Raw genomic sequence first — 14,698 nt, 5'->3', positions numbered from 1 at the left:
TGTGTTTGATATTGCACAACTATTGCGATAACTGTTGATTGAATACGTTTTCATTTTAAACTATACTGTTATTGTACAACTGTATAATAACATATGAGGAGGAAATAATTATGAGATTACAAGACAAAGTAGCTATCGTTACAGGCGCGGCTTCTGGGATGGGGAAATCTATCGCTGAGGCATATGCAAAACAAGGCGCAAAAGTCGTTGTTTCCGACTACAATTTAGAAGGTGCAGAAACTGTGGCAGCAGCCATTAAAGCAGCTGGCGGAGAAGCAATCGCTAACCGTACAAACGTAGCAGTACTTGCTGATTTAGAAAACTTATTCGCTGAAACAAAAGCAGCATTTGGTAAATTAGATATTTTAGTAAATAACGCTGGGATCATGGATGGAATGGAGCCTGTTGGTGAAATTACTGATGAAAAATGGGATCAGTTATTCGCAGTAAATACTACTGGCGTTATGCGTGCAATGCGTATAGCAACTAACATTTTCTTAGAACAAGGACACGGAGTATTCGTTAACAACATTTCTGCAGGTGGATTACGTGGTGCTCGCGCAGGTGCAGCATACACAGCATCTAAACATGCAGTGTCTGGTTTAACTAAAAATACAGCTTATATGTACGCTAACTCAGGGATTCGTTGTAACGGAATCGCTCCAGGTGGCGTCATGACTAATATTCAAAATTCTATGACTAGCCTTTCTGAATTCGGTATGGGTCGTCAGCAAACAGGTAGCGGTACTATGCCACGTGTCGGTCAACCAGAAGAAATTGCACAACTTGCAGTATTCTTAGGTTCTGATGAGTCAAGCTTCGTTAATGGGCAAATTATTGCCGCTGATGCTGGTTGGACTGCTTACTAATAAATAAAGCTCAACTTCCACAAGACAATACCAATCAGAAATACAACCAGTTGCCCTATTCACTATGGCAGCTGGTTCTTTTTTTTATTTAGATTCGCATACAATGTGGAGGAAGTTTTATCTTCCGTAACGAATTTAATAAGAAAGGGGAGTGTTTGTTTTATGTGGAGCAAAATTATTGGGGTTTTAATTGCAATTATGGGTATTATTTATATTTTTTTTATTCCAAGTGACCCTGTATCGACAAAGATTATTTTTAAACTTATTCCGATGCTACTTATTATATTGTTTGCTTCTCTACAATCTGGAGGAGAAACTAAAAAGTACAAGACACTTATTTTAATCGGACTCACTGTATGTATGTTTGCTGACGGATTAATCTATTGGTTTATAGTCGGACTTATAACCTTTTTGATCGGACATATTTGGTATATCTTCGCATTTAGAAACATCAAACAAACATCCATTCCGAAATGGGCAATCGCATTGCTATTAATATACGGGTTATCAATGGTAATTTGGTTAGCTGGAACACTTTGGTCTCAAGGAGATACAGTGTTAGCGCTTGCAGTTATTATTTATATTACAGTTATTCTGACGATGGGTTGGAACGCTTTCCAAACTGCAAACAAATTTGTTATTATTGGGGCTATTTTATTTATCTTTTCGGATTCAACCCTTGCTATTAATAAATTCATAATAGATATTCCTTTCTCAGATGCACTTATAATGATTTCTTATTACGGAGCTCAATTTATGTTTGCTCTTAGCATTCATTATTCCGCAACTCGAAAGAATCTGTTAAAATAAGAACTAGCTTTACAAATCGAAAGGAGATTTAATCTCATGAAAGAGACTTTAATAGAGCGACTAGTGCGCTATGCAAAAATAGATACACAATCCGATGCTTCAAGTACAACATGTCCAACCACTGAAGGTCAATGGGACTTACTCCATGAGCTGAAAAAAGAATTGACTACAGTTGGTTTAGAGGAAATTACATTAGACGAAAACGGTTATCTTTTCGCCACTTTACCCGCTAATACTGATAAAGAAATGCCAACAATCGGTTTCTTAGCTCACGTAGATACAGCTACAGATTACACGGGAAAAAATGTAAATCCACAGCGAATCGATAGCTATGACGGACAAGATATTACTCTCAATGAGCATACTGTCATGACTGTTCAAGACTTCCCTGAATTAAAAAATTATGTTGGTCACACACTATTAACTACAGATGGTACTACGCTTCTTGGTGCCGATGATAAAGCAGGAATTGCCATCATTATGACGGCAATGGAATATTTTATCCAACATCCAGAAGTAAAACACGGGAAAATTCGAGTGGCATTCACACCAGATGAAGAAATCGGGCGTGGTCCTCATAAATTTGATGTGGAAAAATTCGGAGCAAACTTTGCCTATACAATGGATGGTGGTCCATTAGGAGAATTACAATATGAAAGCTTTAATGCAGCTAGTGCCAAGGTTATTACAAATGGGAAAAGTGTGCACCCAGGCTCTGCAAAAGACAAAATGGTGAACTCCATTACAATGGCTACAAAATTTCAATCTCACATGCCAACAGATGCAGTACCTGAAAAAACCGATGGATACGAGGGTTTTATACATCTGATGAATATTAATGGCGATACAGAAAAAACAGAGCTTAGCTATATTATTCGTGACCATGACCGTGAGAAATTTGAAGCGAAAAAACAATTATTCCTAGATACTGCTGAAAAGATTAAAGCAGAATACGGAGCAACTGCTATCTCTGTAGAGTTAAACGATCAATACTACAATATGGGTGAAAAAATCACACCTGTTATTGAAATTTTAAATGTAGCAAAAGATGTGATGATTGCTTTAGATATAGAACCACTTATTATTCCAGTACGTGGAGGAACAGATGGCTCACAGCTTTCCTATATGGGAATGCCTACACCTAATGTATTTACAGGTGGGGAAAACTACCACGGAAAATACGAGTTCATCTCTGTAAATGATATGGCAAAATCAACAGAAGTTGTAAAGGGTATTATCCAGTCGTTTGAACAGCAGGCTTAAGCAGGTGCTAATATGCGCGAAATATTACTAGGTATTTTAGCCTCCCTATTTTTTGCAGTAACCTTTATACTTAATCGTTCTATGGAAATATCTGGGGGGAGTTGGATTTGGAGCTCCTCCCTTCGATATTTCTTCATGCTGCCTTTTTTATTCATCATTGTCTACTATCGAAAAGGTTTATTTGAAACCTATAAAGAAATAAAATCTGCACCTGCCGCTTGGTTTCTATGGAGCTTTGTAGGATTTGTATTATTTTATGCACCGCTCACTTTTGCAGCAGCTTATGGACCTGGCTGGTTAATATCTGGAATGTGGCAATTCACGATTGTTGCTGGAGTTTTACTTGCGCCATTATTTTTGATAAAAATGGAAAACAGAATCATTAAACAAAAAATCCCGGTCGTCTCATTATTTATTTCCCTACTTATTTTAGTAGGAATTATTCTTATACAAATTCCAAATACAGATACAGTTAATTTGCAAATGATTTTTTTAGGGATTTTACCTGTACTTATAGCTGCATTCGCTTATCCCTTAGGGAATCGTAAAATGATGGAACATTTGAATGGACGCTTGGATACATTTCAACGCGTTTTAGGCATGACTGTTGCGTCTATGCCTGCCTGGATTTTAATGGGTATTTATGCGATTTTTACCGTAGGTTTACCATCTTCTGGCCAAGTGTTTCAATCATTTATTGTAGCTGTGAGTTCTGGAGTGATCGCTACTATTCTATTTTTCATGGCAACAGATCGAGTTCGAAATCACCAAGGGAAACTAGCTGCTGTAGAAGCGACACAGTCAACCGAAATCATTTTCGTCATTATTGGTGAAATGTTTTTACTACATGTGCCTTTACCAGCACCAATTGCACTTATAGGACTTGGAATTATTATTTTAGGTATGTTCTTACATAGTTACTATACAAAATTATTAAATACGAGAGCTTTAAAAGGACAAACTAAAATATAATTTTTAAGATTAAGTGGATTCGGGTGCTGTGTTAGACCCGCATTATCTCACTTTTGTTCTTAAAAAGAGGATTGACAGCTTTAGCAGCCGTCAATCCTCTTTTAATTATGCAATTACACGTTTGCACCAGTTAATCCATCATTTTCATGATTGCTTGTAGAAACGCGTTTAAAATTGAAAGCAAAGACTACAAAAGTTAATATTAGGCTTACGATTAAACAAATTAGAAGGAACCACATATTCATAATCATGAAACCTGTATCTCCTAAAGAAATAATCGATTTAAACCCTGCATTAGAGTATGTTAACGGTAGATATTTACTTAATGCTTGTAAATTTTCTGGTAACATCGGAATTGGTAAATTCGATCCTGTAGTAGATAGTTGCAAAACAATAAAAGCAAGTGCTACAAAGCGACCAATATTCCCTCCCAATGTTACTAGGAAAAATACGATGGACATAAATGTTAAACTAACAAAAATAGTGAACAATATAAACAAAGGAATACTATCCACTTGTAGTTTAATAAATACTAACGTAAATAGTGACACGATTAATGCTTGTGCTATTGCAAACAAAGAAAGCTGCATCAATTTACTAGCATACCAACTAATCACAGATCCTGGAGTAGTAACTGGTCGTTTAAATTCAACTACAAAAGATAATAATAAGATACCTACAAACAATGCTAAAGACATAATATAAGGAGCTGTAGAATCACGATAGAATTTATAATTATTAACCTTTTCTCCAGTTAAAGTTACGGGATTTGCAAACATCGCTATGTTAGCATCACTCACTTGAATACCACTAACCTCACTAGCACCACCAGCTAATCCAGTAGAAAGCTCTTGGCTACCAGACTTAAGTTGTGTTGCACCATCATTTAGTGAAGTAACTCCTAAAGTCATTGTTTCCCAACCAACAGCCACTGTTTGGTTTCCAGAACTTATTTGAGTTAGTCCATCTTTAAGTCCAGAAACGGCATTACCAACTTTCGTCCAAGAAGCAGAAACTGTTGCATTACCATTCGCAACTTGGGTAGCACCACTTTTTAAACGATCAATACCAGCTGTAGCTGTTGTTTGACCACTTACTAATTGGTTAAGTCCTGCATCTAGCTGTTTAGAACCTGCTGTCAGTTGCGAAGCACCTGCAACTAAAGCATCTGCTCCTGTTTTTAAAGGTTGAACTTGTTGACTAAATTGCGTTAAACCTTTAGATACCGCATCACTCGTACCAACAAGAGTCATAAATTCAATATCTTGTGCAAGTTCAGGATGCTTCCCTAAATATGCCTTTAATCCCTCTGTTAATCCTTGCGACCCTCCTGTAAGCGTTTTCGTAGCTTCTGTCACTTTTCCTAAACCACTTGCTAATTGCTGACTTCCTGGTTGTAACTGTTTTTCTAATCCGGTAGTTAAACTAGCGCTACCTGCTTTAGCCGATTTCAGTCCATTTAGTACTTGTTCGGAACCAGCCTTAAGACTATTAATACCTTGTACCACTTCTTTAGAACCTGCCGCTAGCTTCTTAATATCACCTTCTCCGTTTTTTACGGAACTAAGAAGTTGACCTGCGCCACTTTCCGCTGTTGCAGCACCAGTTGCTAACTTTTGAATATCACCAGACTTATCATTTAAAGATTGTAGTAACTGGCTTGTTCCATCACTCAATGTTGTAGTTCCTTCAAAAAGCTTATTGGATCCATCTGCACCAGAAGCGAAGCCATTTGAAATATCTCCAAGTCTAGAAAATAATGTTTGAGTATAGGTTGCTGTTATTTTATTGCCTAGTTGTTCTCTTAGTTTTTCTGTAGCACTTTTTGTTACTTGAGAAGCCATGAAATTTAGGCCTTCATTTTGAATATAACGTAATTCTGGCACTACTGGATTTGCATCAAGTACAGAGGATGCTTTTTGAGAGAAGTCCTCAGGAATCTCTACTACCATATAGTACTTCTGACTCTTTAACCCCTTGTTTGCTTCTTCTTGTGAGACAAATTCCCAACCTAAGGCAGGATTTTGTTGTAATTCTTCTACTAAGTCCTGTCCAATATTAATGGCTGATCCCCCGGAGTTTGCACCTAAGTCTTTGTTCACAAATGCCACAGGTAGATTATCTAGATTATCGTAAGGACTCCATGTTGCTGAAAGTAAGATTGCTACATAAACAATTGGTACTAGTAATACTCCTAATACAGAAAACAACACCCCTTTCTTCTCTGTAAGCCTAGCTAACTCCAGACCTAGCATTTTGAACGCTCCCATACTCTATCCCCTTTACCCTTTTTTAGAATAAAATGAATGACCATTCATTTTCCTTCTACATCTATTATATTTTAAATATTTGGAAATTTCATTATTTTTCTAGAATAGTAATTTGAACTATGAAATATACGACAAAAAACGACTTAATTACTACATTAAGTCGTTAAATAAGATATATTTCCCTATATCCTTCCATTACTTACTAACTTTTAAGTACTGGCTCATAAAGTGTGGACACTCCCGAAGAAATTGCAGCCTTACTTACTGCTGAAGCCACAACCTGAACAACCCTTTCATCCAAAGCTCTTGGAATTATATAGTCATCTTTAAGCTCATTGTCATTTACTAATGAAGCAATTGCCTCAACGGCAGCCAACTTCATATCCTCATTAATATCGGTGGCTCTAACATCTAAAGCGCCTCTGAAAATTCCAGGAAAAGCCAATACATTATTTACTTGGTTTGGATAATCTGATCGGCCTGTTGCTACTACTCTAACTCCCCACTCCTTTGCAATCTCATATGAAATTTCAGGATTAGGATTAGCTAGTGCAAAAATAATGGAATCCGTGTTCATCGAGAGAACTAAGTCTTTTGTCAGTAAATTAGCTACAGAAACACCGATAAATATATCTGATGATTCCATCGCATCTTTTAAAGAACCTGTTAAACCAAGTGGGTTTGTTAAACTTGCAATCGATTGTTTAATAGGATTCATCCCTTGTTCTCGGCCTTCATAAATAATCCCCGTTGAATCACACATAATGATATTAGTATATCCCAACTGGAGAAGTACTTTTAAAATTGCCATGCCAGCAGCGCCAGCTCCATTAATCACAACTTTAACATTATTACTTGTTTTGTTTACTAGTCTCATCGCATTTTGAAGTCCCGCACCTACTACAATTGCAGTACCGTGTTGGTCATCATGGAAAACAGGAATATCTAATTCCATGCGAAGTCTATCTTCAATTTCAAAACAACGTGGAGCCGAAATATCCTCTAAATTTATAGCACCAAAAGTTGGACTTAACGCCTTAACAATTTGGACTATTTCATCCACGTTTTTTGTGTCCAAACAAATCGGGAAGGCATCTACACCAGCAAACCTTTTTAGTAAAATTGCTTTTCCTTCCATAACAGGCAAGGCAGCTCCTGGTCCAATGTCACCGAGTCCTAATACTGCAGTACCATCTGTCACTACTGCAACCAAGTTTCCTTTAGCAGTATAGTCATAAATAGTGGATGGATTGTTGTGGATTTCAATACACGGTTCTGCAACACCTGGTGAGTAGGCTAAACTTAAATCCTCCATGCTGTTCATGGGAACCTTAAAGACAACTTCCATCTTTCCCTTACTTTCACGATGCAATCGTAATGCTCTTGTTCTTAAATCCATCGACACATCCACCATCCTTTAGTATTTTCCCAATTGATAAGGATTATTAAGTTTTATCTAAATAATCTTTATATTCTGAGAATTATAGATAGTATTAAAGTGGATGTCAACAGTTAATGATTAGTGAAGTTCTTCACAAATAACTTCCTATGTTTATATTTTACTGGAAAATAAAGTTAAATTATTTTGGAGGTCGAATTAATTCTTTTGCTCCAATAAAAAAATCGGTAACCTATTAAAGGCTACCGACGTATTTATGCACTATCTCAACTTTGAGGGGGTTAAGGTGTGCCTATCACCAGCTACAATTTGGAGAAAAGTCGCTGTTTTTAAACTTCTCAACTAGGAGAAACTTTCTATATGGTAATGATAATCATTTTCAATTAAAAAGTCAACTGTTTCTATAAAAAAATGTATACTACATATATGACAAACTTATCGAGTGACCAAATCCAACAATTAAATAACTATAGTGTATTTATCCAACCTAACGGAACAATATTATTCAAAGGGAATGATATCGCTAATGCACTCCCTATTATTAAGCTAATCTCTTCTTCACCTAATGAACCCATTGCAGCTTCTTTCTTTATGAGAAGGGTCGGAATGTTCATCTCCATGCAGTTTTATATGATGACTATGTATGATGAAATTTGGGATGGACCTATAGAACAGCTCCAGTTTTTTAGTACAACAGAATATGGGAATAAAACAATCAGTACATTTATCCCTCCAGAATATTTTCGAGACGTACAAGAAAATCGCAAATTGGATGTTCAACTTATATGGGAACAACAATGTTTTTCTATAATCAAACAACTCCGCTCAAAATGTAGTATATCTCCATTAGTTCTTTGGGAAAATGTGTTTGGTTACTTACTATGGCATTACTATACCTTTTTTGAAAATCCCGCGTTGGAAGAGAAAGCCAGAAATGATTGGTATCTGTTAAAGGATTCTTCCATTTGGGAGTCATTTAGTACGAAAGAATATTTCCGACTTTATTTGAAAGATCAACAACCCGCAGAACTATTAAATACAACAGTTAGAACCACTTGCTGCTTTTCAAAGGATATACCGGGATTGCAAAAATGTGGCTTTTGTCCACAATCAAAATAAAATTATTAGATTACTCATGCATGATTGCACACTCTTTGGACATACCTAAGTAGAGTTCAATAAAAAAGGAGTGAGGAAGATTGGGAAACAATATAGATGAGCGTGTCGATGCTAAGCTTGATAGTATTGGTCAAGAAGAAAAAGAACAAATTCTACAAAATTTTTCTAACTTTAAATCGTATTTATCTGGAAAAGTTGCAGCCGGTGAAAAAATGGGACTTAGTGATGAAACATTAGCTAAAGCTACTGAAAAAGTTGCTGGTTATTTAGCCAACCACGAAGAACCACGCAACCGAGAAGAACATGTTCTTCAACAATTGTGGAAAAGTGGAGACAAAGAGCAGCAACAAGCCCTTAGTCATATGCTTTTAAACATGGTTAAAAATGGCTGATATTCGTAAGGAAGCAACTGGAAGGATCCTTGACAATCCCGATGGAGTACGTACCACTAAGGAAAGCCTATTTGATATGCACGAAGACATGCAAACTGTAGATGCCCTTCCTGTCGAGGACATAAATATTGAATTTCTAGATGAAAAAGACCACAACCACACAAAAAATCGTTCACTTAGTTCAGAACGATACCCCAAATAAGAAAAACACTTGCTCCACTATCCCACTAGGAGCAAGTGCTTTTTTTATACAATGACTTTACACAGAAGCTTATATTAGTTTTGCCGCTACCAGTCTTGTCCGAATAATAATGCCTATTAGTGCAGCAACAACTGCTTTTGCAAGGTCGGGAAGGATAAATGGTAGCATTCCCCCTTTAAACGCTGCATCCCAAGGAAGTTCAGCTACTATTTTCAACCAAATAGAACCAAGTATTAGTATGATAAATACGGCTATGATATTTGCGATAATTGCTTGCATCCTCGAATACTTAAAAGTATCCAAATACCACCCGACAAATAGCGCAGCAGGTATTATTGCTAACAGGTATCCACCTGTCGGTCCAAGTACAATACCAAATCCACCTTTCATCCCAGCAAATACTGGAATTCCAATTACCCCCATTAATACATATACCGTTACTGCAAGAGTTCCATACTTAGCTCCTAATATAGTTGCTGTTAGCATTACCGCAATTGTCATTAATGTAAATGGTACAGGTGGAACATTAATCATGATTTGTGCAGCAACTGCTATGATAGCTGCAAACAATGCGGCTACAATCATCATTTTTAAACGTTCATTTCTCATAAAAGTTTCCCCCTTAATAAATGAGTTAACTTAATTTAAGTTAGAGGTTAACTCATTTATATTTTAATAAGAAATAGAACTTCCGTCAATACAATTATTTAAGAAGTACGTTAACGCTCAAAAAAGCCGCAATCCAGAGGATTGTGGCTTAGTTATTATTACCATCTGCTAGCGGTGGAATCTATTGTTTCTAATCTCACCAATCCTTTTTGCATAGGTGGTGGACATGCTTTATTGTACTGCATTATTTTATCGTTTACCTTTGTTACCCTAAATTGTAGTCCTTCTTTTTCACCATTTAAATAATTTTTCGCAATATCATGCAGTTCGTTCCTTATCTCATGCTGAAGCTTTAACCAGTGTGGTTTATATCCAGCATCCTTCGCAATTTTTTGGAAGTGTTGAAAGATATCACCGGTTAAGTATTCCTCCGATATTGGCTTCCCCGCGCCCTTTAAGTTGTCCATGCCACCTGTCTTCGAATACTCTTTAAGAATATCCCCTATCAAGTCATTACTTGGCTTATTGAAGCTATCATTATCCATAATGCACCTCTTCCCTGAATGATTGATTTCATCTTGGAATGCCATTAATAATATTCTATGCAAGAGCGATCATCTACTGCCCCCAATGCTAGCTATACGTGAGGTATTACATTAGAGGTAGCATGTGGCGCCTTTTGTAATAATAATTGTAAAAACTGTTCCTGATTGTCTGGAGAAATTATTATACTCCCCATTAACGAGTTTTTATAATGAATTTCCAGTGCATCCTTGGAAGAAAGAATACGATAGCCCACTAATATATTCGATGATTTATTTACCTTCGTCATATCCTTATACTTTATTTTACTTCGAAAAGGACCTCCTTTGACATATAAATAGTCATCGTAAAATATGTAATGAATGTCAAAAGAAATCCATATGAGAAAACCGGTACATACTAAAAATAAAGCAATCATAATCCAAATAGCCAAATAATCAGGTGAATTTGTATAGAACAATTCGTATGCTACTGGCCACATTATCGCTAACGCAATAATAACTAGCGCAACCGACATCATCATCTTAAACGTCCTATCCATTTTCGAACGGAATTTCATCCAATTCTACCTCCTACACTGACTTTGTAGCAGCATCCTTTATCCCCACTCGGTTAGCATAGATATTTTTTAAAATAACCTTTATCACTGCATAGGTAGGAATAGCTAATATAATTCCCCATAACCCTGCGATATTCCCCGCTGCCAAAATAACTGTAATGACCGTCAATGGATGAATATCTAAGGATTTCCCCATAACATTCGGTGTGATGAAATTACTTTCAATCTGTTGTGCCACTAACATAATAATTGCTACATAAATTGCCAACTTTGGTTCTTGAGTAAGGGCAATGATTATCGCTGGTATCACCGAAATATAGGGCCCTAAAAACGGGATAACATTCATCATCATTCCAAATATTGCTAGTAATAAGGCATATTCTAATCCAATAGCAAAATAGCCAATCAGCAACATCAATCCAACTAAAAAACTGACAAATAATTGACCTTGAATATATGAGCGCAATGTATCATCAATATCTGCTAAAGTCTTACGAATCCAGGTCTTTTTCTCCCCTTTAGCAAAACTAGAAACGAAGGGTGCAAACTTTTCATGGTCTTTTAACATATAGACAAGGAAAAACGGCACAAGTACAAGTACAAAGATACCTTGGAACACACCTTGAATGAATTTGAAAAGCAACGAACCAGCTGAAACAGCTATATCGTTAATCTTCCCTGTTGCATCATCCACTGTATCTTGTAGTGTCTCTGGTAAAAGATCTTTTTGAGATAGCGCATATTTTGTAAACTGCTCCACGTCTTCTACTATTTCTGGAGTGTTTTTAACTAATTTGTTCACCTGCTCCGTGAGTGGCGGACCGATTAGTGCATAAAAAAGCCAGCCTATTAAGCCAATAACAGCAAATACCGATAGAATACTTGCCCATCTCGGGAATTTAACTGATTCTAACCATTTTAATAATGGACGTGACAGATAAAAAAGAACACCACCTAAAAGTAATGGTAAGAATATTGTTTGTCCAATGATCAAAAGCGGTGAAAAAATACTTTTGACTTCCATGAACATGCGTATAATAACTAGCGTCAGTAGTATTGCTACTCCTGTTTGAAACCACAGTTTCTTTGTCATGTGATGCTCACTTCCTCTATTATTAATAAGTACTATGTTTTACGTTTTTTCCTAATTGAAAGTTTCAATTATTAATACATATCGTACCATTATTTAAGATACACTTTTACAATTATTATCGGAAGGATGATTTAACATGGAATACTACAAACAGCTAAGACAATATGTAGGACATCAACCTCTAATATTACCTGGCTCTAATGTACTTATATTGAACGATAAAGGTGAGATATTACTGCAAGAACGTGAACCAGGTATTTACGGTCTACCTGGAGGTCTAATGGAACTCGGTGAAAGTTTTGAGGATACAGCCAGACGTGAAGTACTGGAAGAAACTGCTCTACTTGTAGGGAAACTACAACTCTGTAATGTATATTCTGGCCCAGACTATTATATTGAAAACCCGAACGGCGATAAATTTTACTCCGTTTCTGCAGTTTTCAAAACATCAGAATATAGCGGAGAAGTTTTAGCAGATGAAGTTGAATCCATTAGTCTTCAGTTTTATCCTCCTACACAATTGCCTAATGGAATTATGGAGAGTTATCGAAAGTTTATTGAGGATGCTTTACTTTAGTACTTATAGGGAAGTTCCGGTAGTTCCTTGTGTCAAAGTAATAAGCTACAATTTGGATTTTACTTGCGCTCATGTATAGTTTACTAGCTTCTGTTTGTAGAATACTAACGGTCTTAGGGATGTTACTTTTAAGTCTATATTTACTTTCGCATTACTACCTTTTACGTGCAAATGGGATAATTTTTTCGAATGATAGTGGAATGCAATAAAAGAGGCTTCCCATTGGAAAGCCTCTTCTTTATTTGTTGGCAATATGCACTTTTAGTAATTTACCTTTGACTGTTGTATTTCTCATATTTTTCAATACAAGCGAGCCTTTACCGTTTAAAATTTCTACATAGGATACTGTGTCTTGAATCGTAATAATTCCAATATCATCTGCAGTAATTCCTTCAATTTTTGCAATGGTTCCAACAAAATCGACGGCACGGATTTTCTTTTTCTTACCACCATTGAAGTATAGTTTAGTAATATTGGCGTTTAGTTGCTCACCCTTAGATTTTTTAGCCTCGGGTTGCTCCTGCATTTTCACATCAAATGCAGCACGACTTTTTACTATCTCTTCTTTAGTAGGTTCTGATGCTGTGGAAATTTCGAAGCCGATAAATGATTCGATTCCTCTTACAAACTTATCTTCAAAAGGAGTTGCTAACATTATCGATTTACCACTTCGCCCTGCGCGGCCTGTTCTACCAGTACGATGTACATAGCTTTCTTCCTCTAATGGAACATCATAATGAATTACATGAGTAATATCATCAATATCAATCCCACGAGCGGCCACATCCGTAGCAATTAGATAACGGAATTCCCCTTTTCGGAAATCATCCATTACCTCGAAGCGATCCTCTTGCATCATCCCACCATGTATTTTGTCAGCGGTATATCCTTTTTCATCTAACACATCTACTAGTTGTTCTACGCGTTCTTTTGTACGACAGAAGATAATACAACTGTCTGGGTTCTCCACAATTGTTAGCTTCTCTAGTAATGAAAGCTTTAACTCCTCAACTACAACATACTTCACATGTTCAATGTCTGGAGCATTTTCTTCCGATGCATCAATTTCAATGGATACTGCTTGTTTCATATACTTTGTACTTAATTTTTTTATTTGGTCAGAAAGAGTTGCTGAAAATAGCATTGTTGTACGAGCTTTTGGAAGTAATTTAATAATAGATTCTACTTGTTCTAAAAAGCCCATATTCAGCATTTCATCTGCTTCATCAATAACTAGATATTCCATCTTAGATACATCTAACGTTCCTTTTTCGATATGGTCTAGTACTCTACCTGGAGTACCTACAATTACATGCGTTTTTTGCTTTAAAGCTAACTTTTGTCTAGCAAAAGGTGACTTTCCGTAAAGAGCTAACCCTTTTATACGTTTATAACGGCCAATATTGGTAATATCCTCTTGAACCTGAACAGCAAGCTCTCTTGTAGGTGTTAGCACTAATGCTTGAGGTTTGTTTTCCTCCCAGTCTACAAGCTCACATAATGGTGTAGCAAAAGAAGCTGTTTTTCCACTGCCCGTTTTAGATTTCACTAAGACGTCCTGTTTTTCCAAAACTACTGGTATTACCTTCTGTTGCACTTCTGTTGGCTCTGTGTAGCCTAATTGTTCAATGGCACGTAAAATTTTCTCATCTAACTTAAACTCTTTAAAATGCACTATGCATAATCTCCTCTTACAAACTTATTTTAGTTACAACTATATCCGAATCTTCTAATGCTTTTAGGGCATGCTTTTCCAATGGTTTCATATGCAAGATGGTCCCAGTCGTTACAGTATGCTCCACACCTTCTACCGTAAACTGTACTTTCCCTTTTCTAACAACAATCAATACATTTGCATCAGCATGATGTTCTTTTACTTCTTCCCCAGCACGCAATTGAATATTCATGATATCAAAATCTTCTTCTTTAAGAACGGTCGTAATTTGCTTCTCTTTTTCGTCCAATACATAAGGTGTTCCGATTAAATTCATCTGACGTTCCTCCCATTCATATTGGTTCCA

General features: G+C 36.5%; 16 protein-coding genes. 8 read left to right on the top strand and 8 right to left on the bottom strand.

Annotation, left to right across the window (positions count from 1 at the left end):
- Positions 1-110 precede the first annotated feature (110 nt).
- The 4 genes from MKX53_RS00885 to MKX53_RS00870 all read left to right on the top strand — a co-directional run bounded on the left by MKX53_RS00885 (position 111) and on the right by MKX53_RS00870 (position 3,914).
- Complete coding sequence (locus MKX53_RS00885) at positions 111-869, top strand: SDR family oxidoreductase (protein ID WP_093536566.1); 759 nt, start codon at positions 111-113, stop codon at positions 867-869.
- 162 nt (positions 870-1,031) lie between these two features.
- A complete protein-coding gene (locus tag MKX53_RS00880; RefSeq protein ID WP_340908372.1) occupies positions 1,032-1,679 on the top strand; it encodes a lysoplasmalogenase in 648 nt (215 codons plus the stop codon).
- A 36-nt stretch (positions 1,680-1,715) separates the two neighbouring features.
- Positions 1,716-2,942, top strand: coding sequence for a peptidase T (gene pepT / locus MKX53_RS00875; RefSeq protein ID WP_340908370.1), 1,227 nt, complete (start codon positions 1,716-1,718; stop codon positions 2,940-2,942).
- Between the two features lie 12 nt (positions 2,943-2,954).
- The gene (locus MKX53_RS00870) at positions 2,955-3,914 is read left to right on the top strand and encodes a DMT family transporter (protein WP_340908367.1); all 960 of its coding nucleotides are present in this window, start codon (positions 2,955-2,957) and stop codon (positions 3,912-3,914) included.
- 113 nt (positions 3,915-4,027) lie between these two features.
- On the opposite strand, the gene MKX53_RS00865 is transcribed toward MKX53_RS00870, so the two are convergent.
- On the bottom strand, positions 4,028-6,184 hold the full coding sequence (locus MKX53_RS00865; RefSeq protein WP_340908365.1) for a YhgE/Pip domain-containing protein: 2,157 nt from the start codon (positions 6,182-6,184) through the stop codon (positions 4,028-4,030).
- Positions 6,185-6,386: 202 nt separating this feature from the next.
- On the bottom strand, positions 6,387-7,583 hold the full coding sequence (locus tag MKX53_RS00860; RefSeq protein WP_340908362.1) for an NAD(P)-dependent malic enzyme: 1,197 nt from the start codon (positions 7,581-7,583) through the stop codon (positions 6,387-6,389).
- 426 nt (positions 7,584-8,009) lie between these two features.
- Between MKX53_RS00860 and MKX53_RS00855 the strand changes: the two genes are divergently transcribed.
- The 3 genes from MKX53_RS00855 (at position 8,010) to MKX53_RS00845 (ending at position 9,296) form a co-directional block, all read left to right on the top strand.
- Positions 8,010-8,702 carry a hypothetical protein gene (locus MKX53_RS00855; protein WP_245762662.1) on the top strand — a complete coding sequence of 231 codons (693 nt, stop codon included), beginning with the start codon at positions 8,010-8,012 and terminating at the stop codon, positions 8,700-8,702.
- Between the two features lie 80 nt (positions 8,703-8,782).
- Entirely contained in the window at positions 8,783-9,094 is a 312-nt protein-coding gene (locus MKX53_RS00850; RefSeq protein WP_093536580.1) for a DUF3243 domain-containing protein, read from the top strand.
- On the top strand, positions 9,087-9,296 hold the full coding sequence (locus MKX53_RS00845) for a hypothetical protein (RefSeq protein ID WP_093536582.1): 210 nt from the start codon (positions 9,087-9,089) through the stop codon (positions 9,294-9,296). The genes MKX53_RS00850 and MKX53_RS00845 overlap by 8 nt, the downstream gene beginning before the upstream one ends.
- A gap of 69 nt (positions 9,297-9,365) precedes the next feature.
- Here the strand turns inward: MKX53_RS00845 and MKX53_RS00840 are convergent, their stop codons facing one another.
- From MKX53_RS00840 to MKX53_RS00825, 4 genes are all read right to left on the bottom strand, one after another.
- Entirely contained in the window at positions 9,366-9,905 is a 540-nt protein-coding gene (locus MKX53_RS00840; protein ID WP_093536584.1) for a biotin transporter BioY, read from the bottom strand.
- Between the two features lie 158 nt (positions 9,906-10,063).
- The gene (locus MKX53_RS00835) at positions 10,064-10,450 is read right to left on the bottom strand and encodes a DnaJ family domain-containing protein (protein WP_340908358.1); all 387 of its coding nucleotides are present in this window, start codon (positions 10,448-10,450) and stop codon (positions 10,064-10,066) included.
- A gap of 92 nt (positions 10,451-10,542) precedes the next feature.
- Positions 10,543-11,007 carry a PH domain-containing protein gene (locus tag MKX53_RS00830; protein WP_340761140.1) on the bottom strand — a complete coding sequence of 155 codons (465 nt, stop codon included), beginning with the start codon at positions 11,005-11,007 and terminating at the stop codon, positions 10,543-10,545.
- 13 nt (positions 11,008-11,020) lie between these two features.
- Entirely contained in the window at positions 11,021-12,100 is a 1,080-nt protein-coding gene (locus MKX53_RS00825; RefSeq protein WP_093536590.1) for an AI-2E family transporter, read from the bottom strand.
- Between the two features lie 136 nt (positions 12,101-12,236).
- On the opposite strand from MKX53_RS00825, the gene MKX53_RS00820 reads away from it, so the two are divergent.
- Entirely contained in the window at positions 12,237-12,677 is a 441-nt protein-coding gene (locus MKX53_RS00820) for an NUDIX hydrolase (protein ID WP_340767919.1), read from the top strand.
- A gap of 238 nt (positions 12,678-12,915) precedes the next feature.
- On the opposite strand, the gene MKX53_RS00815 is transcribed toward MKX53_RS00820, so the two are convergent.
- On the bottom strand, positions 12,916-14,355 hold the full coding sequence (locus MKX53_RS00815; protein ID WP_093536594.1) for a DEAD/DEAH box helicase: 1,440 nt from the start codon (positions 14,353-14,355) through the stop codon (positions 12,916-12,918).
- A gap of 13 nt (positions 14,356-14,368) precedes the next feature.
- Entirely contained in the window at positions 14,369-14,668 is a 300-nt protein-coding gene (locus tag MKX53_RS00810; RefSeq protein ID WP_093536596.1) for a cupin domain-containing protein, read from the bottom strand.
- Between the last annotated feature and the right edge of the window lie 30 nt (positions 14,669-14,698).

The organism is Psychrobacillus sp. FSL K6-4615 (assembly GCF_038008225.1).
In the GTDB taxonomy this organism is placed as follows: Bacteria; Bacillota; Bacilli; order Bacillales_A; family Planococcaceae; genus Psychrobacillus; species Psychrobacillus psychrotolerans.
This window is presented reverse-complemented; position numbering and strand designations above follow the sequence as displayed.